Source organism: Pseudomonas sp. GW821-FHT09E04, assembly GCF_059416185.1.
On record NZ_JBWKOR010000005.1, the window covers coordinates 42728 to 69047 of the forward strand.

Sequence of the window (26320 nt, forward strand, 5' to 3'; positions counted from 1 at the left end):
TGCGCTCAGCCCAGACTCGACTCGTGCCGCAACTTGTCGCCGGCCGGGTTGAGCGCTTCACGCAGGAAGCCGAAACCGGTGCGTCGATCAAGACGGAACAGCGTGTTGGTGACATAAACGTCTTCGCGCACGCCGACCACTTCCACCACTTCGCTGACACAGCGGCGACCATCGGGCATGCGGGTCAGCTGGATGATCACGTCGAGCGCCGCGCAGATCATCTGGCGCAGGGTGCGTTCGGCCACGGTACGCCCGGTCAGGCCGACCAGGGTTTCCAGACGCAGCAACGCATCCTGGGCGTTGTTGGCGTGCACCGTGCTCATCGAGCCGTCGTGACCGGTGTTCATCGCCGTGAGTACATCGAGCACTTCGACGCCACGGATCTCGCCGAGAATGATCCGGTCCGGGCGCATCCGCAGGGCGTTGCGGATCAGGTCGCTGGCCTTGACCTCGCCATGGCCCTCGGCGTTCGGCGGCCGGGTTTCCAGACGCACCACGTGCGGGTGGCCGAGCTGCAATTCGGCGACGTCTTCGATGGTCACCAGCCGTTCGTGGGGGTTGATCAATTGGCTGAGGATGTTCAGCAATGTGGTCTTGCCGGTGCCGGTGCCGCCGCTGATCAGGATGTTGCAGCGCTTGCCCACGGCGTCCTGGAAGCAATCGAAAATCGCCAGATCGATGGTCTGCATGGCGATCAGGTCGCTGCTCTTGAGCATGTCCTTGCGGAATTTACGAATCGACAGACACGGGCCATCAAGGGCAATGGGAGGAATGATCGCGTTGACCCGGCTGCCGTCGGGCAGGCGTGCATCGACCATCGGCGAAGACTCGTCCAGCCGTCGCCCGAGCGGCGCCAGAATGCGCTGCATGACCCGTTCGACGTGATGCGCATCGATAAAGCGCAGATCACTTTGATGCAGTACCCCGTCGCGCTCGACGAATACCCGGTGCGGGCCGTTGACCAGGATTTCGGTCACGGCGGGATCACGCAGCAACACTTCCAGCGGACCGAATCCGGTCAGCTCATCGACGATTTCTTCCGCCAGCCGCTCCATCTCGTAACGTGAAATCGCCAGGTGCAAACGGGCAATGTATTCGGCGACCTTGTCGGTGACGAATTGCGCCAGCAACTGCCGCGAACCTTCCAGCAGGTTTTTCCCGGACTCCTCGATGGCATCGATGATGTAGCGATGCAGGACCAGTTTCAGGCCTTCGTGATCACCGTTGCCCGACTGGCCTCGAGCGGGGGCGCCGAAGAGTTTTTCCGGACTCATGAGGTGCCTCGCAACCGGTCGAACCAGGTGGACTTGGGTTTGGTCAGGCCTTCTGAACGATTGACCATGTTTTCGGAGCGTTTGGCCAGGCGTTCGCCAAGCGCCCGCAGGCTCTGGGTGAGTTTTTCCCGGGGGGCCAGTTCAAACAGGCTGACGCCCTGGTTCTTGGCGTTCATGCGCAGCTCCGGACTCAAGGCCAGCACCGCGATCACTTCCAGATTGAAGGTCTTGCCCAGGGTGTCCGCATCCGGCGCGACGTTACTCAAATAACGGTCGACCAACAGCCGTCCGTGATCGAGCTTCATGCCTTTTTCCCGCCACAGATTGAACACCGCCAGGTTGCGCCGGCAATCAAGCACATTCTGGTCGGTGTACCACAGCAACTTGTCGCAGTGGCTGACAAAGGTACGCAAGGCTTCGCTGTCGGGCTGGCCGGTGAGGTTCACGACGATGTGCTGGAAGTGCTGGCGCAAGGCGCTGAGCAACATGTACAGCTCGGCGGCGCTGGTGCTTTCCAGTGGTTCGTCATTGTCGGCGTACGCCAGGATCCGCAGCCCCGCTTCAGCGCTGGTGAAGGCACTGTCGATCAGCGTGGCGTCGAGCCTTCGCAGGTGGCGCAAGGCATCACCGAAGTGGAACGAACTCTCCAGTCCTAGCAGTGCAAGGCTGTCGCCACGGGGCAGGCCGAGATCCAGCAACAGCGTCTGCTGTCCGCTTTTCTGCACCACCAGCGCCATATGGTTGGCCAGTAACGCGCCGTCGGAACTGCTCTGCACGCCGTACAAAACGGTCAGACCACCCAACTGGGCATTGTTGGCCACCGGTGGCAGGCGCTTGCTCAAGCGTCGAACCAACCCGGCCACTTCACTGGAGCGCGAACCGTAGGCGACGAAATCCCGCGCTCCGGCGCGCATGGCGTTGAGCACCAGCTGGTTGTCCATGCCGTCGCCGAGGGCAACGATTGCCAGCATCGGCTTGGCCTCCAGCGCGCCTTCGATCAGCGCGCTTTGGGCCACCACGTGTTCGCGATCGAGGCCGACAAACACCAGGCTGGCGAAGGTGACATCCACCAGTGCGAGCAATTCATCGAGGCTGCCGGCACCGGCGCTGACCACTTGGCCCAAAGGCGCGAGGGCGCTTTGCAGCCACTCCAGATCGGTGCTGTTGCGGGTGATGGCGAGAAAGGTCTGACTCAGGTTCTGGCTCATTGGGACAACCCGCTGCGCTTGTCGAAGTTGCCGTTTTCCAGGAAGAACATGCGGTAGAAATTCGGGTCGTAGTTGCGCAGTTTTTCGCCCGGCAACGACGGCAGTTGCGCGTCTGCCGACAACGGCCGCACCAGATGCGGGGTGACGATCATCAGCAGTTCACGCTCTTCGCGCTTGATCTGCGAGCTTTTGAAAAATGCTCCGAGCACCGGGATATCGCCCAGCCCCGGAAACTTGTCGACCTGGGAACTGTTGGTGGTGCTGATCAGACCGCTGATAACAAAACTCTCGCCATCGGCCAGGGAAATGCTGGTGTCGGTGCGGCGGATGGTCAGGGCCGGCACCGTGGTGCCGGCGATCTGCACGGAATTGCTGAAGTCCAGCTCACTGACTTCCGGCGCGACTTTCAGGGCGATGCGGTCGTGGCTGATGATCGTGGGCGTCAGCGTCAGGCGGATGCCGAATTCCTTGTATTCGATGGACACGCTGTCGCTGCCGGAACTGGGCACTGGAATCGGAATCTGCCCGCCTGCGAGGAAGCTTGCGCTCTGCCCGTTCAGCGCTACCAGGCTTGGCCGCGCCAGGGTGTAGGCGAAACCGCTGCCCTCAAGGGCGTTGATGATCGCCATGGTATTGCCGCCGATCCACGAGAAGTTGAACAGCGAGTTGTCCACCGGCAGTCGCGGCTGCGGCACGCCATCGATGGGCGGCAATGTCCCGGGGGAGCCGAACAGGAAATTGCCGCGGGTACCGATCAACTTGGCCGAGGCCTGTTTGAGTTTGGTGCGGCTGACTTCGACGAAGCGAATGTCGGTCTGCACTTGCGAGGGCAACAGCGCATCATCCGAAGGCAATGCACCCGTGCTGGTCAGGGCCGAGGTGGCGGCGCCCTTGACGAACACCATGCTCTGACGCGGCTCGCCGGAGCAGCCCGTCCAGACCATCAGGCTGGTGGCGCCCGGCGCCATGCCGGTAAGCAGGAACGAGGAACTGCCGTTGGCATGCACGTCGGCGATTTTCGGATCGCCAATGGCCAGGCGCGTGATCGCCACCGGTGATTGCATGTCCTGTTGCCAGCCTTCGTTGATTTCGATCACCGGCGGCAGGCGCCCGAGGGCCGAGCAGTTACTGCTGGCCGCATGAGCCGCGTTAATCGACAGTCCCATCAGCAGCAAGGCCCGGAGCACGGGATTGAAGGTCGGCCAGGAACGACTCTGCATGCACTTGGATCCTTGCTCAGTCATGGATTTTGTTGGTTGATCTGATTGCCGCGAATCACTTCCACCGCAGGCCGTATCGCCCCCGCGTGGTCGCCGCTCGGCGGCGCTTTCGGCGCAGTCCCCAGCGCCAGCTGAGTGAACTGGAAGAGTTGGCTGTTGGCGGCAACCAGTTTGTCCGGTGCCTGGCTTTCGCCGGCCCAATACTTGGCCAGGCGCTGTTCTTCGCTGCTGCGCACCGCCAGGCGCAATGTCCCGACCTGAGTGGCGAGCATCATTCGACTCAGCAGTTGTTCGGGCACCGCCAGCACCACGGTGCGCGCGGCAATCCGGCGCTGATCCTGTTTGATCTTGTCGTCGGCACTCAACGCGGGGGCGGACGGTTGACCGTCATTGGTCAGGCCGTATTGCTCGCCGACACCGAGCACGCGCATGGCCGGCACCACAATCTGCGCCGACTGCTGCGGGTTGCTGGCGTCCTGGCGCAGGAACAGCAGCACATCGACGTAATCCCCGGGAACCAGTTGCCCGGCCGCGCCGATGACTTCATCGACCGACACCGCCAGCGCGCGCTCATCGCGGTGGATCATGCGCGCCAGCGTTCCGCCGGCCTCGAAGCTTTCAACGTTGAGCCAGGTCCCGGCACTCAGGTGGCGCCACGGCGTGCGGCCCACGGCCTGCTCGATGGTGCCGAGACTGCCGGCAGGCGCACTGCGCAGTTTTTCAACAGCCAGGTCGGCGGCGGTGAGGGGGGTGAACGGCGGGACGTCATGCACCAGGACCACCACTGGCTGGCGGGTCTGGTCTTCGGCGGCAGCGACGGTTTTTTCGACGGTGACCACCGCCGGCACGGGGGCCTCGGCAACCGGGGCAGGTTGCCGGCTGAGCACCAGGCCCCAATACCCGACAACAATGGCCCCCAGTAAAAGCACGGCGGCAAGGCCCATGGTGACACGACTGTTCATGACGGCTCTCCCTATCCTGCTGCACTACCAGCCCGCACTTCCTACCAAGGGAACATCGCAATCAGGCAGCTATGAACATCCAACTATTTCGCTATTTCCAAGCTAGCTGAAACAAGCCAAAACGCCATTACTGGCGGGCAAATAACCTACGAAAGTATGGGTGTTGGCCAAATAGCAGTCGAAATACCGGAAATGACGAAGCGACTAATCCTTTGTGATTAGTTCGTTCTTACAGTTGTTGGGAGGGAGTTTGTTGACAATGCTCAAATGGCACGGTGGAACCTTGCCGCTGTCGCGTGACATCAGCGCCAAAGGCGCGAAGGAGTAGACGTATGTTTCGTATGAGTCTCGACTATCTGGCGGCCAGGGTGCGGCTGTTCCTCAAGAGCGATGAAGGAGCATCGGCTATCGAGTACGCGATTGTGGTAGCCATGGTGGCGGTGGTGGTCGTGGTGTTCGTCTCCCCGATGGGCACCAAGGTCTACAACATCTTCAGCACGATAATGACCTCGCTGAATGGTACGGTTCCGACCAAACCCACCATCCCCTGACCGAGTCCTTCTCTCCATCCATGCCTGCCGGCTGCCGAGAAAAAAGCGCGCAGGCATTGCCCGCCCATTGTCTTTCCGGTGCCCGGCAGCCCCTGGCATGTAAGGAGAACTCTCATGCTCTTTGAATACTTGATGATGCGTGCCCGGTTGCTTCTGACGAGTACCGAAGCCGCGTCGGCTATCGAATACGCGATTGTGGTGGCAATGGTCGCGGTGGTGGTCGTGGTGTTCGTGACGCCGGTTGGTGGCAAGGTGTTCGCGATCTTCAACAACATCCTCGTGGCCCTGGGCGGTTCGTCACAGACTGCGCCGACGCAGTTGCCCTGACTCGATGGTTGGTAAATCTCACACTACACTCGGACCCACCTTCAGTTTCTCAGGGATTGCCCAATGACTGCTTCCTCACTGCCCCGCCAACAGTTGCTTCTGGTTGACGACGAAGAGGACGCGTTGCTGGAGCTGGCGGAGTTGCTGGAGGGTGAGGGCTTCGTCTGTCATACCGCGACCTCGGTGAAACTCGCCCTGCATCACCTGACCCGCCATCCCGATATCGCCCTGGTAATCACCGATCTGCGCATGCCGGAGGAAAGCGGCATGTCGTTGATCAAGCGCTTGCGCGAACACACCTCGCGCCAGCATCTGCCGGTGATCGTGACATCGGGACATGCAGACATGGAGGATGTGAGCGACATGCTGCGGTTGCAGGTGCTGGACCTGTTCCGCAAGCCGATCTATCACGTGCGTTTGCTGGAAACCCTCGACAACCTGTTTCCAAAACCGAAGGTGAATGCCGGGTAGAGCGATTACCCGGCAGTCTGTCTCAGTGTGCGGTCACTCGCTGACGCAAACCGGAGTTACCCGGCGACAACGCCAACGCCAACTGCGTGCGGTTATGCATGTGGGTCAGGCGCAACACCTGCGAAACGTAAAGCTTCACGGTGTTCTCGGTAATGCCCAACTCGCACGCGATCTGATAATTGGTCTGGCCCTTGCCCACCAGGCGCGCCACATCCAGTTGCCGTGGCGACAGCTGATTGAAGATCGCCGGGATCTCCAGTGCATCGGCCTCGCTCGGCACCTCGTTACTGACGGGCGCAGGGCCGCGACGAACCTTGTCCAGGTCCTGGTACAGATCATCGATGGACGACGACAGGTCCTGAAGCTTCTGATTCAAGTGCCCCAGTTGCAGGGTTTTCTGCCGTTCCTGCAGCACCACCTCCTGACGCTGCAGACCCTCCAGCAACTCGTCCAGATTGACCGGTTTCTGGTAGTAGTCGGCAATCCCGGCGCGCAACGCCTTGATCACGTCCTGCTTGTCGGCGCGGCCGGTGAGCATGATCGCTTCGAACGCCCGGTGTTTGCCGGCCAGCCGTTGCAGTTCCTGCACCAGCTGAATGCCGTCCATGTCCGGCATGTGCAGGTCGCACAGCACCAGGCCGATCGCGGTGTCGTCAGTAAAACGCTCGATCGCCTCTTTGCTGGACTCGCACGGAACACAGCGGTAGCCGCTGCTCTCGAGAAATTCACAGAGTTCTTCGACGATCAGAGGCTGATCATCGACAACGAGGACTTTTACCGCAGATGTAAGCTTGTTCACGTGCCACTCCATGCCCAGGCCAAAACTGACCATTCCTGTACTGTCAGCCGTTGGCCGTATAACCAGTACCTTTGAAAGTAGACGCACTTTCCGACTATGTACATAAGACTAGTGGCGTTTAGCGACTAATGGATCCAGGGTAGTGCAAGTAAAAACCCGATCAGCACGAACGGCGCAAATGGCAGCTTTTTTGACATCGATGGCGCCATATATCGAAGACGATGCCTAAGCCCTTGACTCATATACAGCCAGACTCTTGGCGCCAGCAGAATCCAGATCAGGCTCGCCGCGCCGGCACCGATAAAAATCCCGAGCAGCGACGTGCCGTCCGTCGCAAGGCCAAGAGCTGTCATTAATTTCACATCGCCGGCGCCCATTCGCCCCATGAAATACCCGGGCAACGTGAACGCCAGCGCCACCAGGCAAGCCCAACCGCCCTGCCCCGCTTCGGCACCCATCCAGGTGGTGCCGAAATACACCAGATAAACCAGCGCCAGGGTGCCGACACCCAGGGTCAGGGCATTGGCAATCCGTCGTTGCCGGGCATCCTGTGCCGCGCAGACCGCCAGCCAGATCAGTAGGACAAGACTTTGCATCCGGTAAAAACCGTCCGTTTTTGCTGAATGATTCTATGCTGATACTACGCAGTGACTGTCAGGGTAGACGCACGGATGAAAACCGGCTCTCGGAAGGCGCAAAAAGGTGCGGTGGCGATCGAGTTCGCCCTGGTATTCGTGATCTTTTTTGCGGTGTTTTACGGCCTCGTCAGCTACAGCCTGCCGTTTGTGTTGATGCAGACGTTCAACCAGGTTACGGCCGAAGCGATACGTCGCGCCGTGGCGGTCGATCCCACGATCCCCAACTATTCGACCGTGCTGGTCAGTACCGCCAATGCTGCGTTGACCCAGCAATTGTCGGTGCTGCCGTCGTCACTGAATGTGGTGGTCGGCACTGATACATCAGCGGTCTATGACCCGACACTTGGCACCCTCACCGTCAGCGTCAATTACCCGGTCAGCAAACTGAATCAGGTCATCCCGTTTCTGGTGTTGCCGGGCGTCGGCACTGTGCCCAGCCTGCCCACCAACCTGACCGCCATCTCGAGCCTGAAATTTTGACCCCGGGTGACAACCTGCTCGGCCGCCTGATGAAGCGGGGCATGCTCGCCAACGATTTGCCGGACGTGCTCGGTTCGCCTTTGACGGGCCTGCATATCCACCTCGACAGCGAAGGCGGCGTGTTGCAAATGGCCGGCCCGCTGCGCCTGCTGCTGGCGCAACAGACGCCCCGTGACAAACCGTTGCCACTGCACGACTACCTGCTGCCTCACAGCACGCTGGCCATCGAGGGCCGGCCGCTGGACTGGCAAGGGCAACTGCTGGATCTGGATTTCCCAGGCCTGAGCGACCAGACCTTGCACCTTCGGGGTTGGGTCCAGCCGCTGGGCAGCGGCTGGCTGCTGCAACTGATGGACATTGCCGACCTGTTGCTCGAACGCCAGCAATCACGTCAGCGCGAAGCGTGCCATCTGATCGCCGAGCAGATCAGCAAACAGTTGCGCAGCTGCAGCCTGGGACGATTGCCGATGCTTGTCAGCGAACAATTGCAAGTGATCGCCCAGCGCTGGCAGATCCCGTGCCTGGCACTCGCACTGCTCGATGAACAGGAACAAGGCTGGCTGATCCACCAGCAATTCCACGCCCATGACGCACCGGCGCTGTGGCATGACGGCCAGCGTCTGGGCACGCCGCTCGATAGCCTCAATGGCACCGGCCCGCAGCGCCTGGGTGCGCATTACGGCCAGTATGAACACTCACGGGTCCAGGGCCTGTTCGGCAATGCCGAAGGTTTCGCCGTGCCTTACAGCGATGACCGAGGCGTGATGGCGTGGTTGCTCTGCGGCTTTTATGCGGTGGACAAGACCGCGCCGTATCTGACCGATCGCGACTGGCTGATGCTGGCCGGTGCACTGGCAGGGCCGCTGCTCGGGCGCCTGCGTGAACAGCAGCATCAGCTGCAACTGGAGCGATTGGAATCCTTGCAGACATTGCTCGGCACCGGCTGGTGGGAAATCGGCAATGGCGACCAGATTCATCTGGCTCCGACGCTGGCCGCCCTCCTGCAACAGGACAGGCTGACACTGACGCTGGAAAACTGGCTGATGCTGATCCATCCCGCTGACCGCGAAGAAGTCCGCAGCCGCCTGCAAGCCCTGCAACTGCACGGGGAAATCCTCGACCTGTGCGTGCGTTTGCATCATCCCGACGCCGGTCAGATGCCGGCGTGGTATCGCCTTCAGGGGCAAGTCACCGGCACCGGCGATCACCGCCGGCTGGTGGGTTTCATGCTCGACATCAGCGACATCAAGAACCAGCAGCAACTGGCCGCTGCAGCCCATGCGCGGCTGGACAACCTGATCGCCAGTTCGCCGGCGGTCATTTACGTCCAGCACTACGTCGAAGGGGCCTTGCTGCCAGCGTTCTTCAGCGCCAGTCTGCAACCGTTAATGGGCTGGAGCCTGGAAGACTGCGACGCCGGTGCGCTGGCAGAGCGGATTCATCCGGATGACCGGACCCTGTATTTCGAACGAACCCGACAACTGCTGCGCGAAGGCTCGGTGCGCGCCCGTTATCGGTTGCGCGACAGTCGCGGCGATTATCACTGGCTGCTCGACGAAGCCCGGCTGCTGCGCAATGACCTCGGCCTGCCGGTGGAAGCCGTCGGTTTGTGGCTGGACGTCACCGAAGCGACGCTGGCCGCCGAACAGGTCAGACAGAGTGAAGAACGCTACCGGATTCTGGTGGAAGACTCTCCGGCGATGATCTGCCGCTATCGCCCGGACCTGATCCTGACGTTCGGCAACCGGCCGCTGGCGACGTACTTGGAATGCGCCCCGCAAGCCCTGGCGGGCGTCGATCTGGGCAGCTGGATGTCCGACGTTCAGCGCGCCGCCTTCGTTGAGCGCCTGGCGTTGCTGACCCCGCAATCACCCGTCAGCACCGCGGAAATCAACCTGCAATTGCCGGGGCGCGAACATGCGTGGTGGGTGTGGTCGGATCGCGGGGTGTTCGATGAGCACGGAAAACTGATCGAAGTGCAGGCGGTGGGCCGCGACAACACCGAAGTACGCCGCTCCCAACAACAACTCACGCAAAGCGCGAAAATGGCCACCCTCGGCGAAATGGCCACAGGTCTCGCCCACGAAATCAATCAGCCGCTGAACGTCATGCGCATGGCCATCGTCAACGTGCAGAAGCGCCTGAGCAACGGCGATGTGCAGATCGATTACCTGACCGACAAACTCAACCGCATCGACGCGCAGGTCCAGCGCGCCGCGAAGGTTGTGGACCACATGCGGGTGTTCGGCCGCCGTTCCGAGATCGAGCAGCAACTGTTCAACCCGGCCAGCGCCATCGAAGGCACGCTGTCGCTGCTGGCCGAAGGCATGCGTGGCAAAGGCGTGGATTTGCGCATCAGTGAAACCGCGTTTGAGGTTCAGGTACGCGGTTATGTCGATCAGCTTGAGCAGGTATTGATCAACCTGATGGTCAACGCTCGGGATGCGCTGTTGGGCAAGCGTGAGTCCGACTCAGGGTTCAAACCCTGGATCTCGATCTATGCCGAACGTGACGAGTCGAAGATACGACTGTGGGTCGAGGACAACGGCGGCGGTATCGACCCGCGACTGCTGGAGCGGATTTTCGAACCGTTCTTCACCACCAAACCGGTGGGTGTCGGCACCGGTCTGGGGTTGTCGGTGAGTTACGGGATCATCGACAACATGGGCGGTCATCTCAGTGTGCGTAACTCGGTGGACGGCGCACGGTTCTGCATCGAACTGCCGATCGCCCCCGACGACTAGATCACCAGATACGCCTTGCCGGTCTGGCCGCAGGTCATGTTGGCGCCGACGTCGACATCCATCAGATTGATCCCCAGCCCGCTGAGCAAATTGTTGAGCAGCGGGTCGAGCAGCGGACTCACGAGGTTGGTAATGAGCGGCTGCAGGATCGCCGTGACGCTGCTGATGAGACCCGCCACACCAGCGACAACGGCGCCAAGGGGATTGCTGCCGACCGGTTGGTAGACGATCAGATTGATCCCGGCGAGGGTGCTCGCCAGGCTGTTGACGATGTTGCTGGAGGGCGCAGCGGAAATCACGCTCGGCGGCAGTTTCAGGTTTGGCGGCGTGGGGAACGGCGTGCCGCTGGAAAACACCAGATCCTGAGTATTCTGCACCACGCTGGTGTTGACCATGATCGCAATGCCGCCGGCGGCGTATTGAACGTGGGTACTCGGATCGCAGCCACCAATGCCCAAAATCGTATGGCAGGTCACAATGCCCAGGTCCACCAGAGGCAACGGGGTGACCGTGGGTTCGGCAGAGGATGAAAACGCGTTGGTCGGGTCGATCTTGCCCAGTTTGAGGTCGGCAACCGACGTGATGGTGTGGGCCGTCAGGCTTTTGGTGCCGGTATTGTCGGTCGGGCAGCTGTAGTCGGTGACGTAGCTGATGGCGCCGCCGGCATCCAGACTGATGTCGATTGTCGGTGACTGCAACAACAACGGGTCCATTCGTTGGCAACTGAGGCAAAGGAGTGAGTTAGCCAACGAGACCAGATTAAGGGTCAACAGCTGATTGACGGTCGTGCTCAGAGTGCCGACTAAACCCAATACCGCGTTGCTCAGCCCGGTCACCCCGGCCAACACCGGCAGATTCACTGAGAGCATCGTGCGAATCTGCGCGGTACGCACATAAATCCGGTTCGGTCCCAAGGGGTTGGCCTTCGCCAGCGCCGGATCACCAATCGCCGAGAACTGCGGCGGCTCGATGACCTTGACCCTAACCGTGACATTCGCCAACCCCAGCACACTGATCGGCAAGGTCGCGGCCACCGCACTTTTGCTGTTGGCCAACTGAATCACCCCCTGGACCAGTTGCAGCAATTGCAGATTGGCGTCGAGTCCGGCCGCCGTGGTGCCGGTCTGCAGTTGCAGGATGTCACCGAGCTTTACCGGCGCGGCATTGGTCGCCGCCACTTGCAGCTGGCCCAACGCAGTGATCACGTCGGCTGTCGCGCCATTGAGTTGCACCACCGAGACAGCAGCCTGAATCAGTTGCGTCACCGTGGCCTGGGTATTGAGCAACTGGGTGTAGTTGCCAGCGGCCACGTTGAGGTTGATCGCCAGTTGATTCAGGTAGCTGAGCAGGTTGATGTCGGTGTTGAGCAAGCCGTTCCAGCCCAGGGCCGTCAGGTTGACGTTGCCGCCGAGCAATCCGGAAAACAGCGGGTTGAGGATGTTCGACTGGGCGGTGTTGATGCTGGCCAGGTTACTGCGGATATTCAGTTGGGCGACGGTCGGCTTTGGCAGGGCGGCCACCGCCGAGGCGTAGAGCACAGTGTTGAGACTGACCGGCGTGCTACTGAACAGCGCCTGCACGCCCCCGGCAAAACTGGTGGTCACGGTGTGGTTGACCGCGACCTTGACCGCCGCCGATTGCGTGGCATCCACCGTAAAGGTGCGCAGGCCGCTGGCAGCGGTCACCAGCGTTCCGCAATCGACCACGATGACGTTGTTGGCATCGGCGGTAAACCCGTTGCGGGTCGCACTTTGCCCGGCGTAGCTGGCGGCGGTGAGTCCCGGCAGGCAATTGCCGCCACGGCTGACGGCTTCCAGGGCGGCGGTATCCACCAGTCGCTGCAGTTTGCGTTGCTCCATGTACAACCGGCCGGTGTCCACCACCAGCAGCATCAATATCAGCGCCAGGCTGAGGGTGGCAGCCGCCATCAAGCCGATGGCCCCCCGCTGCCGGGCCGGGCCGCCACACTGTGAATGACGCGACATGGCGCACTCCTTTGCCGGCGCACAGCCGGGCGCAACCTCCATGGGTGGGTGTCAGTGTAGACGTGGCACAACGAGACTGCTGGCAACGCGCCATGCAAAAAAAACGGGAGCCCATGGCTCCCGTTTTTTTGCACTGGCTTAGCGCGGTGGGTAGTTCGACAGGATTCGCGTCACGGTCTCCCGAATGGCGTTGCTGCGATCCGCCGGGTTCGGCGTGCGACTGAGCATCTGTTCATCGCTGCCGCGCCACACCAGTTTGCCGTCCTTGCCGTCGAGCAGATCAACCTGAATGGTCGCCACCTTGTAGGTGATGTTGCGGGTTTCGTTGTACATCGGTGCGCCCCAGTAACCGTTCCACGGGCCACCCCAACCGCCGCCGTAGTTGGTGGTCACCTGTTGCTGGCGATCCTCGACGATCAGGTAGGTCTGCACATTCAAGTCACCTTTGCTGCCCGCAGCGGCCGGACGCAGGCCGCGCTGGTCGAGTTGATCGGCGACAGACTGGCGGATGCGCTGTTCGGTCAGGTCGCTCTTGATCCGTGGGTCGTCGGGACGGTATTGCAGGGCGGGTTCTTTCCAGCTCCAGCTACGGTAGGCGGCAAAGTCGCGGCTGGCGTCGAAGTCATGATTGACCTGGTTCGCGGCGCACGCACTGAGCAGCGCGGCCACGGCCAGTAAAGCGAGACGGCGGAACATGGTTTTTCTCCGGTGGAAGACATGAACCTGGGGAGCTTCTCATTGGCAGGAAGCTAACTGGGAGGATACGCCGACATTGCCTTTTCGACAGCCTCCCGGATCGCATCGGCCCGGTCACTCTGGTTGCCCTGGGTGCCGGTTTCGGCGCTGGCACTCCACACCGGCTGACCGCTGCCGGCATCGAACAGATCGACTCGAACCACCACGACCTGCTCCTGATAGGTGCGTACGATCGGCACTGTGTTGTACATCCCGTAGCCTCGGCCGTAACGGTCATAACCACCGTATCCGCCGTACCCGTAATCGTCCTGGACCTGGCGCAAGCGGGTTTCCAGACTCAGGTTGGCACTGACAAACAGGTCGGCCGGGCGATTGTCATGCAACGGGCGCAAGCCACGTTGGTCCAGCGCATTGCTCACCGCCTCGGCCACTTGCGCCGAGTCCGCCCAAGCGCTGCCTGGAGGCAAGCGCCCATTGAGCCACGCCCAACTGCGATAGCGCCCGTAATCCCGTGGCGGCGCGGGATAAGCGCTGCGGTCGAAAGTGGTCGCGGCTTGCGGTGGTGCCGGCGGCAATGGCCGCGACTGCGCCACATAGGGGTTGCTGCCCTGACACGCGGCCAACCCCAGACAGATCAGCAGTAACCCTGAATGACCTTTCATTTCACGCTCCGATCAGATCGGCCGGCAGATCCAGTGCAAGTAACGCCCAAGCCCGGCGAAGCTTGGGTGACGACGGTGGGCGAGCTCCATCTCGAGCAAATCGATCAACTCGGCGCGGGCCTGGAATTCCACCGGCATGTAATCGTGGAAAACCCGCACCCCGCTCTGAGTTTCGACCTGCCACAACCCTTCGAGTTGCGCGGCCAGCTCCCGTGGATCGAGCGGCTGCTGCGGGGTCAGGCTCTGCTTCTCGCCGGCCATGTCGTTCTTGCGCATTTTCTTGAAATGGCCTTTGAGCAGGTTGCGATAAACCAGCGCATCACGGTTGTAGAACGCCAGCGACAGCCAGCCGCCGGGCTTGGTCAGTTGATGCAGCACCGGCAGGATCGCGTGGGGTTCGGCCAGCCATTCGAGCACGGCGTGGCAGATCACCACGTCATAGGGTTCGGTGAGTTGACCGAGCAGCTCCTGCCACGGCGCCTGAATGAACGTTGCGGTCTGCCCGGCCTCGGCGAAACGCTGACGCGCGCCTTCGAGCATCGGCTCGGCCGGCTCGGTGAAGGTCACGTCGTGCCCACGCTCGGCCAGCCACAGCGACATGTGGCCAAGACCACCGCCGATGTCCAGCACCCGCAACGGGCGATCCGGCAGGGCTTCGGCAAGATCCGCCTGCAACACCGCGAGGCGGATCGCGCCTTTGGCACCGCCGTAGATTTTCTCGGCGAAACGGGTCGCCAACTGATCGAAATGACGGTCGCTCATCAGCTGAACCGCCGTTCGCTGTCGGCGAGCTTGCTGCGCACCACTTCATTCATGTCCAGCCCCAGTTCGCTGCACAGCAGCAACAGATAGAGGACGATATCACCGACTTCCTGGCCGGCATGGGCCAGTTTGTCCGCGGGCAATTCGCGCGACTGGTCTTCGGTCAGCCACTGGAAGATTTCCACCAGCTCGGACATCTCCACGCTGGCAGCCATGGCCAGGTTTTTCGGGCTGTGAAATTGCCGCCAGTCATTGCGGTCGCGAATGGCGTGCAGGCGTTCGGTCAGTTCAACAAGGTTCATCGTTTTCTCCTGAAGGCGTATAGCTTCGGGGGGATGCTGCGCGAAGGCAAGGGGCAGCCACCACCCGGCAAACCCTCTATGCTTGCAGGGAACTCGGCCGCCCCCGGCGCGGCCCAAGGCTCAGCTCTTTCATCAGGATGCAAACATGCAGGTAGAAAGCTTTTTCGAATGGCTGGGCCAGGCGCTCGGCTCGATCATCCGCTTCATCGTCGACGGCCTGAGCGGCCTGTTCAACATCTTGGGCAATGCCGGCGGCAACTTCGTCGACGGGCTGGCGAAGGCCCTGGGCATGGACACTTCGATCATCAGCATCATCGCGCTGATCGTCGGTCTGATGCTGCTTTGGTCAGCGATCCGCGCATTCATGAATGCGTCGATCATTGCGGGAATCATCTGGTTGCTGCTGGGGTTGTGGCTGCTGAGCTGGATCATTCACTGACCCCACCCGCTACAATGCCGCTCCCCAAGGAGCCCGCATGTCCAACCTGATCGCCGACTGGCGCGACCGCCCGACCCATCGCCGGGTCTGGGCCCTCGCCGCCCCCATGATCCTTTCCAACATTTCCGTGCCGCTGGTGGCGCTGGTCGACAGCACCGTCATCGGTCACCTGCCCCACGCTCATCAGCTGGGTGCGGTAGCGGTCGGGGCCAGCCTGTACACCTTTCTGGCCTGGGCCATGGGTTTCCTGCGGATGGGCACCACCGGGTTCGCCGCGCAGGCCTCCGGGCGCAGCGATGGTGCGGCGCTGCGGCAAATCCTGCTGCAAGGTCTGTTGCTGGCCATGGGACTGGCACTGCTGCTGGGTGCGGTGGGCGTGCCGCTGAGCGGTGTCGCCCTGCACTTCATGCAGCCGTCACCGGAACTCAATCAGTTGACCCGCGACTTCTTCCACACCCGCCTGTTCGGGCTGCCGGCGGCACTGGCCAGTTATGCGCTGGTCGGCTGGTTCCTCGGCACCCAGAACGCCCGGGCGCCGCTGGCGATTCTGCTGACGACCAACCTGATCAACATCGTACTGAACCTGTGGTTCGTCATCGGTCTGGACTGGGGCGTGGTCGGTTCGGCCCGGGCTTCGGTGATCGCCGAATGGAGCGGTGCGCTGCTCGGTCTGGCGCTGACCCGCAAGGCCCTGCGCGCCTATCCTGGGCACATCGTCTGGGCGGCATTGAGGTTGTGGCAGAGCTGGCGACCGCTGCTGGGGGTCAACCGCGACATCTTCATCCGCAGCCTGGCGCTGCAATCGGTGTTTTTCCTGATCACCGTGCAAGGCGCACGGCTGGGTGACGCTACGGTCGCGGCCAACGCGCTGCTGCTCAACGGCCTGCTGTTGACCGCCCATGCCCTGGACGGTCTGGCCCACGCGGTCGAAGCCTTGTGCGGGCATGCCATCGGCGCCCGCGATCGCCTCGCCCTGCGCCGTTCGCTGGTGGTGGCCGGCGGCTGGTCACTGCTCGCGAGCCTGGGCTTTGCCGCGCTGTTTCTTTTTGCCGGGCACCTGTTCATCGAGATGCAGACCGATATCCAGAGCGTGCGCGACACCGCGTTCATCTATCTGCCTTACCTTGCCGTCCTGCCGTTGATTGCGGTCTGGAGCTACTTGCTCGACGGTCTGTTCATCGGCGCCACCCGCGCCCGGGAAATGCGCAACGGCATGCTGCTGACGGTCGCTCTCCTGGTGCCGTTCGCCTGGGCGTTGAACGGGCTGGGCAATCACGGGCTGTGGATTTCATTCCTGCTGTTCATGGTGCTGCGCAGCCTGACTCTCGGCACATTGGCGTGGCGGCTGCGGCGCAACGACGGCTGGTTTGTCGGCACCGTTCACTGAGGCGATGAAGGGGAGCACCTCACTCCGGATCGTTCTGCCAGCGTCGACGCAGATGGTCGAGCCGCTCTTGCTGGGTCAATCCTTGTGGCGGTTGCACCAGTTCTGCCCGGGGATGCTGCAAGCGTAGCCACAACCAGTCGTCCAGCACGGCCCGCTCGCTGAAACCCAAAGTCAGGCCCTGTTCAACGTGGGAGGACAACGTGCGGTAATCGGTTCCCGTCGATTGGCTCCAGCGCCAGATATGTTGCTCCAGCAGGCAGCGATGCAGGCGCTCACGTTGATGATGGGTAAGCCCCTGTTCAATCTTCAGTGGCTCGATGGCCAGTCCCGGATTTCGCAGCTGTTGCCAGCCCAGGCTGCCGCTCGCCCGGTCGGCCCAGGTGCCGCCGAACCAGCGCAGCCAACTGATCGGCCCGAGCCAGCGGCTCAACTGGCGGGCATCGCAGGCGTCGAAAAAGTAACTGGCGGTCTGCCGGTCGTAGTAACTGAGCAGCGCACGATGATTCAGCCCGACAGAAACCGTCAGCATCCGTTGCAAATGTTCACGCAGTGATTCGCTCGAGGCATCACTGCCCAGCAGCAGCCCGCACCAGGTCTGCGGGTCTGTGTGACACAACGCCGACAACACCGGGCAATCGCGCAGATCGACCAACAACGGCCCCTGCTCGCACACGGGCTGAAACTCCGTGCCGTCAAACAGCTTCAGGCTCGGTACGCCGGAGAACGCCTGACGCAATACGCTCAACGCCTGCGGTGCATGCCCGACATCCAGCAACAGCCATTGCGCACGCTGCCCCGGCGCCTTGCCACTCATCGTCCATCGCCAGGGCTGAACCCGGCAACCAGTCGGCAGCTGCACACCGACTCCCGGCAGTGGTGATAACTGCCGCCTCCCGGCATCAGACACAGCAGCAGCAAGGGCTCGCCCGTCTTCAGCCATGGCGCCAGGCCTTCACTCGCCAGGGTGTCGGGCAGTGGCGGTTCGTCATCTTCATGGCACTCAGTGGTTGCCGCCGGCTGCAGAACACCACTGATCACCGGTTGCTCGGGATCGCCTTCGAGAAAGCTCACCACCACCTCGACGCCTTCACGCAATGACGTCAGCGTCGTATCCGCCAACGCGGGTGCCAAGGGCAGCCAGCAGTGGCTGGGTTTTGCCCCTTCGCCCTGATAGAGCCAGTCGAACTGCACCGCGACCGGCCGCGAGCGATCAGGTTGTGGCTCGTCGACCGCCACCACCCAGGCCCGTTGCAGGCTGCCCATGCGCAATGCCGAACGTTCGACGACCGGTTCACACGCCTGCAAGTGCTCGGCGGCACAGAGGCGGTTGCTGTAGGAGGGTTCGATCGTCTGGTCGGCGCGGTGCTCGATACGGGTCAACAACCAGTGGGTGTCGCACTCTGCAAACGGCCGCGGGGACAAACTCAGCCACCGACCGCAACGCAGGGTTGGTACATCGGAATGTCCCTGCGCCGTTCGGGCCCGCAAGGCGTAATCACCGGGCTCTCGGACCCGCTCCCGCAACAGCCAGCGGCGCACCGCCGGCGCACGCCCCTGCGCCGCGAAACTCACCCTCCCCGTTTGCGGCAGCAACGCCGGATCGTCACCGAACACCAGGCAATGGTTCTCGCGCCCATGTTCGAAGTGATAGTGGATCCGCGACTGCGCGCACAGGCGCTGCACCAGTTGCAGGTCCGATTCGCCGTATTGAGTGCAAAACCTGCGTGACGGGTGGTCCGCCTGCAATTCGAACCGGCGCTGGTGGCCGCTGATGCCGTGCTCCCTGAGCACCTGATCGAGGATCTGCGGCACCGACCGGCCACTGAAGATTCGCTGGCTATGGCGCAGGCCCAGACAACTCAGCTTCGGGTTCAGTCGCGCCCGGCACAATCTGGCGCCATGGCCATGCTCGTGCTGGACAAGACCCTGCAACTGTCCGTGCACGCCGTTGCCCGAAGGCCCGAAGCACAGACGCGCCGAGCGGTACAGCAGGCCGGCAAGATCGAGATGAGGATCGTCGATCAACAGATCGATTTCGAACGAAAAAGGCTCGCTGATCGCCTCGCAACCGGTAAAGGCCAGGACTTCGAGCGGGGCGGACAGACCCGCGACATCGAGACGAAACGACGACTCGTCGGCTGGATCGAACATGGGCGATTCTCTACAGGAGGGGCGGCCGGGGATTCTCGCCGAGAGCCATGGCCGAGTAGAGAGCCGAAGTACAAATTAGGAAATGGCCTACGCGAAAAGCAGACAACATCACTTTTCTTGTGAGGATGAAGGCCAGTTCGCTAGCAGAAAAAGAGAAGTCTCATCAGGTCATCCGAAACTTCCGCTGCGTGCGGAACAATTTCAGACAACCTGATGGATTCGGAACCTGACGTCAGGAAGACAGGTAGGAGGAGCGGGTCAGACCCAGGCGCAGCGCATCGAGGAACTGGGTACGTTCGGTAGCGCTGATACGAGCACTGGCGCACTTGTCGCGGTAGTGGGTCATCAGCTCTTCCGGCGACAGGTGCACATAGCGCAGCATGTCTTCGATGGTGTCATGAGTTTCGATCCCGGCGTGGTACACGCTGCCGTCGGCGTTCTGGTAGATGTTCACCGAGTCGGTGTCACCGAACAGGTTGTGCATGTCGCCGAGAATTTCCTGATAGGCGCCCACCAGGAAGATACCCAGCAGGTAATCCTCACCGTCATTCAGCCCGTGCACCGGCAGACTGGTCTCGATGCTCTGCTCGTCGACGTATTGCTTGATCTTGCCGTCGGAGTCGCAGGTCAGGTCTTGCAGGACTGCACGACGCAGCGGCTCTTCGTCGAGACGGTGCAGCGGCAGAATCGGCAACACCTGGCCGATGGCCCAGGTGTCCGGCAGGCTCTGGAACACCGAGAAGTTGCAGATGTACTTGTCGGCCAGCTTGTCGTTGAGTTCGTCCAGCACCTGACGGTGCGAACGCTGACGCGCCTTCAGCGAGTTGTGCAGGCGACGGCACACGGCGAAGTAGCACTGTTCGGCCAGGGCTTTCTCGGCCAGGGTCAGTTTGCCGTCGGCGTACTGGGCGGCCACGTCGCTCATGTAGTGAGTGGCGCGCCAGTAGGTTTCGGTGACCATTTCGATGTCGGTCGGGCCGAGCAGATCAACCAGCCATTGCACGGTTTCCGGCAGCGACTCCTTGTTCTCGATCTGCGGCACGTCGTCGTTGTGCTTCTCGACGTCGGTGACTTGCACCACCAGCATGGCGTGGTGTGCGGTCAGCGAGCGGCCACTTTCAGAGAAAATGTTCGGATGCGGCAGGCTCTGCGCATCGCAGAATTCCTTGAGCATGCCGACCACGACACCGGCGTAGTCGTCCATGTCGTAGTTGATCGAACTGGCATTGCGCGAGTGGGTACCGTCGTAGTCGACACCCAGACCGCCACCGACGTCGATGTGATCGACCGGCAGACCGAGGTTGCGCAATTCGCCGTAATAACGGATCGCTTCCTTGAAGCCGTGCTGGTAGTCGGCCAGGTTGGCGATCTGCGAACCCATGTGGAAATGCAGCAGGCGGATGCCCTGATCCAGGCCGGCGGCGCGGAAGCGCTCGACCACGGACAGCAGTTGCGCGGCCGACAGACCGAACTTGGATTTCTCGCCACCGGTGTCCGCCCACTTCGACGAAGCCAGCGACGACAGGCGAACACGCAGGCCGACCTGTGGCTTGACCTTCAGCGAAGCCGCTTCTTCGATCACCAGACCGACTTCGGATTCTTTCTCGATCACGATGAACACGTTGTGGCCGAGCTTCTGGCCCATCAGCGCCAGACGGATGAACTCGCGGTCCTTGTAACCGTTGCAGACGATGGTGCCGCCCTTCGGCGCCAGCGCCAGTACGGCCAGCAGCTCAGGCTTGGAACCGGCTTCCAGACCGATGGAGACGTTCTGGGTCGCGATGATGTTTTCGATCACCGCTTCCTGCTGGTTGACCTTGATCGGGTACAGCGCGGTGTACTTGCTCTGGTACTCCAGACGCTCGATGTTGGCATCGAACGCACCGGTCAGCTGACGGACGCGGTCTTGCAGGATGTCGGGGAAACGCACCAGCAGCGGCAAGGACAGACCGCTCTTGCGCAGCTGGTCGACTTGTTCGAACAGGTCGATCGGTGAACTGCTCGGGCCGTTCGGACGAACTTCGACGCGACCGGCGTCATTGATCGCGAAATACCCGGCCCCCCAATGGCGAATCCCGTAAACACTGCGGCTGTCCGCAACTGTCCATTGGCTGCCATCGTCTTTGCGTGTGCGTCGTACGGACATCGAAGTCCCCTATAAAGAAGTCATAGTGCGTCGCCTGATTGCAGGCCGGCGCAGTCTAAAGAATGAAAATGACGGTTCGTCAGCGGGGCGGTAGACCGCGCTGACAGCGTTGAGTTTAGAAACCGGTCATGAACAGGCTCTGTGAAAACCATGGAGACGACGCCGGGACTGATGACAATCAGAGCCGGATCAAGCCGCTGGTGGTTTTCACAGAGGCTGCTAGCCGCCGGACTTCTTCGCCTTGAAACCGTGCTTGATCAACTCGGCCAAGAGTAGCTCGACATGATCGCCCTGGATTTCGATGATCCCGTCTTTCAACGCACCGCCGGTGCCGCAACGTTTCTTCAACGTTGTCGCCAGCTCCTTGAGTGCGTCTTCGGCCAGGGGCACGCCGGTGATGGTGGTCACCGTCTTGCCGCCACGGCCCTTGCTCTCGCGGCGCACGCGGGCAATGCCGTCGCCGGCCGGGATCACGGTTTGTCTGCAGATACAGGCGTCCACCGGCTTACTGCATTCCGGGCAATGACGACCTGCGTCGGTGGAAAATACCAGGCCGCCCAGGGCGGCGAAGGATGCGGCTTTTTTGGCCACCGGCAATCCTCTTGGGAGGACAAAGACTGATCGCAGCCTTGGGCAAGGCTATCGACCGCGAAGCCCCACTCAGGCAGGGGCAGCGCTACTGTGCCGGTTGCTCCTGTAAAGCAGGCCGGCACAGCTTGAAAAGGTCGCGCAGTGTAACGGCAAAAACGCCGATTGCTAAGTGCCAATCGGCGCCATTTTATGAGTTCTTTGCGACGTTGCTTTGTTGAGCCTTCAGATAGCGCTTCAAGGCTGCCAGAGAGTCCGGGCAATAAGGCTTTTGCTCGATTTCCAGCATGACCTGGGCGACCGGAATGAAGCGCGCTTCTAGCACTTCTTCCGGCTGCAGGATCAGCGGCCCGTCCCACACCGCCGAGAACGCCGAGCACCACAGGCGATTGCCGGTGTCCTCGAAATAGAAATGGTCGTGGGCCGTCAGCTCGACGCCGCTCACCCCCAACTCTTCTTCCAGCTCTCGGGCCGCCGACTCGGCGTAGGACTCGTTCGCCTGCACCATGCCGCCTGCCGCCACATCCCAGTAGCCGGGATAAATGGCTTTGCTCAGGGTCCGCCGATGGACACAGAGTTCACCGGCGGAGTTGAACAGCATGATGTAGGTGCCACGCCCGATCAGCCCGCGCTCGCGCAAGTCGGAGCGCACCAGGGCGCCGAGCAGGTTGTCCTGCTCGTCGACCCAGGCGATCTGTTCGGCATCCGAGGCCGCGCGGTGGGCCGCCTCTCTGGCGTTGTCGCTCATGACTCAGCCCTGATTGAGCAGTTGACGAAGATCGATCACGGCGGCGTTGGCCCGGGAAATGTAGTTGGCCATCACCAGCGAGTGGTTGGCCAGCACCCCGAAGCCGCTGCCGTTGAGGATCATCGGGCTCCACACCGGCTCCTGCGATGCCTCCAGTTCACGAATGATCTGGCGCACGCTGACCGTGGCGTTCTTCTTCGCCAGCACGTCGGCGAAATCGACTTCGATGGCACGCAGCATGTGCGACAGCGCCCAGGCCTGACCGCGGGCTTCATAGAACACGTTGTCGATCTGCATCCACGGGGTCTCGACGATTTCCTCGTCGACCTGTGGCACTTCACCCACCGCCGGCACTTCGGTTTTCAGCGCGGTGTTGAGCTTGACCCGGCCGACACTGGCCGACAGGCGTTGCGACAGCGAACCGAGACGAGTCCCGACATCACCCAGCCAGTTGTTCAGGTTGTCGGCGCGAGCGTAGAACAGCGCGTTCTTTTGCGTCGGGTCAGACAGGCGCGCCTGATAACGGCTCAGGGAGTTGATGCCTTCCTGGTATTCCGACTCGCTGGACGGCAGGATCCAGCTCTTGTTGTCGAAGTTGAAGCGCGGTTCGGCCTTGGCCAGATCGGCGTCTTCAGCCGATTGCGACTGCGAGCGGGCGAAGTCCTTGCGCAAGGCACGGGTCAGGTCACGCACCTGCACCAGTACGCCATATTCCCAGCTCGGCATGTTGTCCATCCACAGGCCCGGCGGGAAACGGTCGTTGGAAATGTAGCCGCCCGGCTTGTTCAGCAGCGTGCCGGCGACGGTCTTCAGGGTTTCGACGGTGGTATAGCCAACCACCATCTGCTTGCCTTCTTTCTCGGCGGCAAGCTGTGCGTTCTGCGCCACCGGAAACAGGGCCGGCTCTTCACTCCAGTACCAGCCCAGGCCGATGGTCACCAACAGATAAATACCGACCAGCGTGGCCAGCGCGCGGCTGAACAACAGGCCGCCAACATAGCTGCGCGCGGCCGACTTCGGCTCGGCGGCACGTTCGGGCGCGCTGCCCGCGCGATTCTTCCAGTCCAGCATGGCGATATCCTTTCAATCTTGGGTTCAACGGTTCGACAGCAACCATACAACAACGTGCCTCTGGCCCGCACCCGTCAATAATGACAGGGGGTGACTCTTTGGGCCTGTCGTCGTGCGCTAAGGGATTCCCTGATACCTGTCGCCCTGAGAAAACCTTGTCGATACCGATGGAAAAATTCGTGAACCCTCAGGTTTTCGTTTCGCGCTTTCGGCAGAACCTGGTTCTCGATACGCCACGAAGTGCCCTGTTCACGGGGACTTCCCCGACGATCCGGTGCGGATTGAAACCCGCCGGTCGGAAACTGAATGGTGACGCACCGCAGATTATTGACGTACGACACTCATGTAACCGGAAAGAGGTGCTAGCATAGAGCCACCAGTCGATCTCAGCATGCACCCTAACTAGTAGTCAGGATATGACCGAGCCAGAAGACCCCAGCCGTGAGCGCCTCAAGCACCACTTTGCCCAGCGGGTAATTCATCAGGCACGTCAGATTCTTGAGATATGGCAGCGCCTGCAACGCAGTGAGTGGTCCACTGCCGACCTCGCCGAACTGAGCGAGGCCAACCTGCGCCTGCTGCGTTTTGCCGAGCGCTTCGAACAGCCCGAGCACACTCAACTCGCCCACCACATCAGCCAGTCGCTGGAAGCGGTGGACGCCAATCGCGGGCGCCTGAGCAGCGGCCTGATCACCGACCTCAACCGTTTGATGCAGCGCTTGTCGCGCACCGGCCTGCGTCATGGTGATCAGCTCGACCAGACCTTTCTGCCGCCCTTGCGCAAACCGATCTACGTGATGCTTCAGGATCACGACCGCGCCGAGCGGCTGGCCAAGCAACTTGAATTTTTTGGTCTGAGCGCCCAGGCGCTGGACAGCGTGTCGGCGTTTCGCTCCTCGATGGTCGAGCGCCTGCCGGCCGCCATCGTCATGGACGTGGACTTCAGCGGCGCCGGCGTCGGCCTGAAACTCGCCGCCGAAGCCCAGCAAGGTCTGGAAGAACCGTTGCCGCTGCTGTTCTTCAGCTTGCATGAAACCGACACCCCGACCCGCCTCGCCGCCGTGCGCGCCGGTGGTCAGGAGTTTCTCACCGGCACCCTCGAAGCCTCGAGCCTGCTGGAAAAAATCGAAGTCCTGACCTGCGTCGCCCAGTACGAACCTTATAAAGTGCTGATAATCGACGACTCCCGCGCCCAGGCGATGCACACCGAGCGGCTGCTCAACAGCGCCGGGATCGTCACCCGCACGCTGATCGAGCCGATTCAGGCCATGGCCGAGCTGGCGGACTTCCAGCCGGACCTGATCATCCTCGACATGTACATGCCAGCCTGCACCGGCACCGAACTGGCCAAGGTCATCCGCCACAACGATCGCTACGTCAGCGTGCCGATCATTTACCTGTCGGCCGAAGACGACCTGGACAAGCAGCTCGACGCCATGAGCGAGGGTGGCGACGACTTCCTGACCAAACCGATCAAGCCGCGCCACCTGATCACCACGGTGCGCAACCGCGCAGCGCGTGCGCGCAATCTCAAGGCGCGAATGGTCCGCGACAGCCTCACCGGCCTGTACAACCACACGCACATTCTTCAGTTACTGGAAGACTGCTCGTTCCGCGCCCGCCGCGAAAACAAGCCGCTGAGTTTTGCGATGCTCGACATCGACCACTTCAAACGGGTCAACGACAGCCACGGCCACCCCATGGGCGACCGGGTGATCAAGAGTCTGGCGCTGTTCCTCAAGCAGCGTCTGCGCAAGACCGATTTCATCGGCCGTTACGGCGGCGAAGAATTCGCCATTGTCATGCCCGACACCGATATAGAAGCCGCGCACAAAGTGCTCGACGAAATTCGCCAGCGCTTCGCCGAAATCCATTACCCGGCCCAACCCCACGATCTGTGGTGCACGTTCAGCGCCGGGGTGGTGGAGATGCACGACGATTCCGACAGCCTGATGATGGCGAGCCAGGCCGACGAGGCGCTGTACCGCGCCAAGGGTGAAGGCCGCAATCGGGTGCAGACCGCGCGGGACTCAAAGCAAAGTGCCACTTTTTCACCGGATTCCACCGATTCGGTCATAACCCTGTAACAGAACCGCAATAAATTCAGGCGCTTACCATTTCTGCCGTTGGTAGCCGTCATGCGCCTGAAGTTGCTCACCAATCTCAACACGCTGTTGCTGGTCGCCGTCTGCGTGGCCCTCGGCGCCACGCTGTGGTGGTCGCAGAAAGCCCTCGAACGCCCTTATCTGCTGATGGAGCGCTACCTCGGGCTGTCCCAGCAATTTCAGAATGAAGTCGCGCGCAACGTCGAGGACTACCTCGGTAGCGGCGACGCCCTGCGCCTGAGCAGCGCCAGCCAGGCCATCGACAGCCTGCAGAAAGAGCTCGGCGAACTGCCGCCAGCGTTGGCCGACACCCTGCGCCCGAGCCTGTCTAGCCTCGACGAATTCAGCAAGACCGACCTGCTCGCCGCCGGCAAACTGGCCGGGGATCCACAGGCGTTGCTGTTGCAGGCCGAGCGCGAACTGAGCGCCAGCCTCGATCAGCTCAGCACCTATGCCGGCGGCAACGCGACTTACCTGACGCCGCTGCTCGCGGCGTCTCAACACCTGGGCAAGTTGTCGCTGGCCCGGGACAAACTGGTCAGCAGCGGGCGCAGTGAACTGGCCGCCGACGTCGAGCGCGAAGTCACCAACATCCGCACCCAGG

The 26320-nt window shown here is 61.8% G+C and carries 25 protein-coding genes; 8 read left to right on the top strand and 17 right to left on the bottom strand.

What is annotated here, in order from left to right; all coding sequences use genetic code 11:
• Positions 1 to 5: 5 nt before the first annotated feature.
• The 4 genes from AC07N4_RS19045 to cpaB are packed head-to-tail and all read right to left on the bottom strand — an operon-like array spanning position 6 to position 4664.
• Positions 6 to 1274 carry a TadA family conjugal transfer-associated ATPase gene (locus AC07N4_RS19045; protein ID WP_493065770.1) on the bottom strand — a complete coding sequence of 423 codons (1269 nt, stop codon included), beginning with the start codon at positions 1272 to 1274 and terminating at the stop codon, positions 6 to 8.
• Positions 1271 to 2482 carry a CpaE/TadZ family protein gene (locus AC07N4_RS19050; protein WP_102620069.1) on the bottom strand — a complete coding sequence of 404 codons (1212 nt, stop codon included), beginning with the start codon at positions 2480 to 2482 and terminating at the stop codon, positions 1271 to 1273. Before AC07N4_RS19050 ends, AC07N4_RS19045 begins: the two co-directional genes overlap by 4 nt.
• Complete coding sequence (locus tag AC07N4_RS19055) at positions 2479 to 3702, bottom strand: type II and III secretion system protein family protein (RefSeq protein WP_096819716.1); 1224 nt, start codon at positions 3700 to 3702, stop codon at positions 2479 to 2481. Before AC07N4_RS19055 ends, AC07N4_RS19050 begins: the two co-directional genes overlap by 4 nt.
• Positions 3703 to 3722: 20 nt before the next feature.
• A complete protein-coding gene (gene cpaB, locus AC07N4_RS19060; protein ID WP_493065771.1) occupies positions 3723 to 4664 on the bottom strand; it encodes a Flp pilus assembly protein CpaB in 942 nt (313 codons plus the stop codon).
• Between the two features lie 341 nt (positions 4665 to 5005).
• Between cpaB and AC07N4_RS19065 the strand changes: the two genes are divergently transcribed.
• The 3 genes from AC07N4_RS19065 to AC07N4_RS19075 all read left to right on the top strand — a co-directional run bounded on the left by AC07N4_RS19065 (position 5006) and on the right by AC07N4_RS19075 (position 6013).
• Entirely contained in the window at positions 5006 to 5215 is a 210-nt protein-coding gene (locus tag AC07N4_RS19065; RefSeq protein WP_255261910.1) for a Flp family type IVb pilin, read from the top strand.
• 114 nt (positions 5216 to 5329) lie between these two features.
• Positions 5330 to 5542 (top strand): Flp family type IVb pilin, encoded by a 213-nt coding sequence (locus AC07N4_RS19070; protein WP_096819713.1) that lies wholly within the window; start codon positions 5330 to 5332, stop codon positions 5540 to 5542.
• Between the two features lie 63 nt (positions 5543 to 5605).
• Positions 5606 to 6013, top strand: a complete 408-nt coding sequence (locus AC07N4_RS19075; protein WP_102620071.1) for a response regulator — start codon at positions 5606 to 5608, stop codon at positions 6011 to 6013.
• 22 nt (positions 6014 to 6035) lie between these two features.
• On the opposite strand, the gene AC07N4_RS19080 is transcribed toward AC07N4_RS19075, so the two are convergent.
• Together AC07N4_RS19080 and AC07N4_RS19085 are read right to left on the bottom strand one after the other, a co-directional pair.
• Positions 6036 to 6812, bottom strand: coding sequence for a response regulator transcription factor (locus AC07N4_RS19080; RefSeq protein WP_102620221.1), 777 nt, complete (start codon positions 6810 to 6812; stop codon positions 6036 to 6038).
• A gap of 125 nt (positions 6813 to 6937) precedes the next feature.
• Positions 6938 to 7408, bottom strand: coding sequence for an A24 family peptidase (locus AC07N4_RS19085; RefSeq protein ID WP_493065772.1), 471 nt, complete (start codon positions 7406 to 7408; stop codon positions 6938 to 6940).
• A 75-nt stretch (positions 7409 to 7483) separates the two neighbouring features.
• Between AC07N4_RS19085 and AC07N4_RS19090 the strand changes: the two genes are divergently transcribed.
• Both AC07N4_RS19090 and AC07N4_RS19095 read left to right on the top strand, forming a co-directional pair.
• On the top strand, positions 7484 to 7930 hold the full coding sequence (locus tag AC07N4_RS19090) for a TadE/TadG family type IV pilus assembly protein (RefSeq protein WP_096819724.1): 447 nt from the start codon (positions 7484 to 7486) through the stop codon (positions 7928 to 7930).
• Positions 7927 to 10674, top strand: a complete 2748-nt coding sequence (locus AC07N4_RS19095) for a PAS domain-containing sensor histidine kinase (RefSeq protein WP_493065773.1) — start codon at positions 7927 to 7929, stop codon at positions 10672 to 10674. Before AC07N4_RS19090 ends, AC07N4_RS19095 begins: the two co-directional genes overlap by 4 nt.
• On the opposite strand, the gene AC07N4_RS19100 is transcribed toward AC07N4_RS19095, so the two are convergent.
• The 5 genes from AC07N4_RS19100 to AC07N4_RS19120 all read right to left on the bottom strand — a co-directional run bounded on the left by AC07N4_RS19100 (position 10671) and on the right by AC07N4_RS19120 (position 15081).
• On the bottom strand, positions 10671 to 12659 hold the full coding sequence (locus AC07N4_RS19100; protein WP_102620073.1) for a pilus assembly protein TadG-related protein: 1989 nt from the start codon (positions 12657 to 12659) through the stop codon (positions 10671 to 10673). The two genes, AC07N4_RS19095 and AC07N4_RS19100, sit on opposite strands and share 4 nt — an antisense overlap.
• A 138-nt stretch (positions 12660 to 12797) precedes the next feature.
• Positions 12798 to 13355 carry a DUF4136 domain-containing protein gene (locus tag AC07N4_RS19105; protein ID WP_096819727.1) on the bottom strand — a complete coding sequence of 186 codons (558 nt, stop codon included), beginning with the start codon at positions 13353 to 13355 and terminating at the stop codon, positions 12798 to 12800.
• A gap of 53 nt (positions 13356 to 13408) precedes the next feature.
• Complete coding sequence (locus AC07N4_RS19110; RefSeq protein WP_102620074.1) at positions 13409 to 14017, bottom strand: DUF4136 domain-containing protein; 609 nt, start codon at positions 14015 to 14017, stop codon at positions 13409 to 13411.
• Between the two features lie 12 nt (positions 14018 to 14029).
• A complete protein-coding gene (locus AC07N4_RS19115) occupies positions 14030 to 14779 on the bottom strand; it encodes a methyltransferase (RefSeq protein ID WP_096819729.1) in 750 nt (249 codons plus the stop codon).
• Positions 14779 to 15081, bottom strand: coding sequence for a MazG-like family protein (locus AC07N4_RS19120; RefSeq protein WP_011332275.1), 303 nt, complete (start codon positions 15079 to 15081; stop codon positions 14779 to 14781). The genes AC07N4_RS19115 and AC07N4_RS19120 overlap by 1 nt, the downstream gene beginning before the upstream one ends.
• Positions 15082 to 15226: 145 nt before the next feature.
• Here AC07N4_RS19120 and AC07N4_RS19125 point away from each other — a divergent pair, with 145 nt between their 5' ends.
• Positions 15227 to 15520 (top strand): hypothetical protein, encoded by a 294-nt coding sequence (locus tag AC07N4_RS19125; RefSeq protein WP_085732747.1) that lies wholly within the window; start codon positions 15227 to 15229, stop codon positions 15518 to 15520.
• A gap of 37 nt (positions 15521 to 15557) precedes the next feature.
• Positions 15558 to 16907: an MATE family efflux transporter gene (locus tag AC07N4_RS19130; protein ID WP_493065774.1), complete on the top strand. Its 1350-nt coding sequence runs from the start codon at positions 15558 to 15560 to the stop codon at positions 16905 to 16907.
• 19 nt (positions 16908 to 16926) lie between these two features.
• Here the strand turns inward: AC07N4_RS19130 and AC07N4_RS19135 are convergent, their stop codons facing one another.
• The 6 genes from AC07N4_RS19135 to AC07N4_RS19160 all read right to left on the bottom strand — a co-directional run bounded on the left by AC07N4_RS19135 (position 16927) and on the right by AC07N4_RS19160 (position 23611).
• Positions 16927 to 17721: a DUF4123 domain-containing protein gene (locus AC07N4_RS19135; RefSeq protein ID WP_493065775.1), complete on the bottom strand. Its 795-nt coding sequence runs from the start codon at positions 17719 to 17721 to the stop codon at positions 16927 to 16929.
• A complete protein-coding gene (locus AC07N4_RS19140; RefSeq protein ID WP_493065776.1) occupies positions 17718 to 19058 on the bottom strand; it encodes a type VI secretion system Vgr family protein in 1341 nt (446 codons plus the stop codon). The genes AC07N4_RS19135 and AC07N4_RS19140 overlap by 4 nt, the downstream gene beginning before the upstream one ends.
• Positions 19059 to 19290: 232 nt before the next feature.
• Positions 19291 to 21204: an arginine decarboxylase gene (gene speA / locus AC07N4_RS19145; protein ID WP_096819733.1), complete on the bottom strand. Its 1914-nt coding sequence runs from the start codon at positions 21202 to 21204 to the stop codon at positions 19291 to 19293.
• Positions 21205 to 21423: 219 nt separating this feature from the next.
• On the bottom strand, positions 21424 to 21795 hold the full coding sequence (locus AC07N4_RS19150) for a translation initiation factor Sui1 (protein ID WP_096819734.1): 372 nt from the start codon (positions 21793 to 21795) through the stop codon (positions 21424 to 21426).
• Positions 21796 to 21982: 187 nt separating this feature from the next.
• Positions 21983 to 22540: an NUDIX hydrolase gene (locus AC07N4_RS19155; protein ID WP_102620079.1), complete on the bottom strand. Its 558-nt coding sequence runs from the start codon at positions 22538 to 22540 to the stop codon at positions 21983 to 21985.
• Positions 22541 to 22543: 3 nt separating this feature from the next.
• Positions 22544 to 23611, bottom strand: a complete 1068-nt coding sequence (locus AC07N4_RS19160; protein ID WP_096819736.1) for a DUF2333 family protein — start codon at positions 23609 to 23611, stop codon at positions 22544 to 22546.
• A gap of 416 nt (positions 23612 to 24027) precedes the next feature.
• On the opposite strand from AC07N4_RS19160, the gene gcbA reads away from it, so the two are divergent.
• On the top strand, positions 24028 to 25698 hold the full coding sequence (gene gcbA, locus AC07N4_RS19165) for a diguanylate cyclase GcbA (protein WP_096819737.1): 1671 nt from the start codon (positions 24028 to 24030) through the stop codon (positions 25696 to 25698).
• The last annotated feature ends 622 nt before the right edge of the window (positions 25699 to 26320 follow it).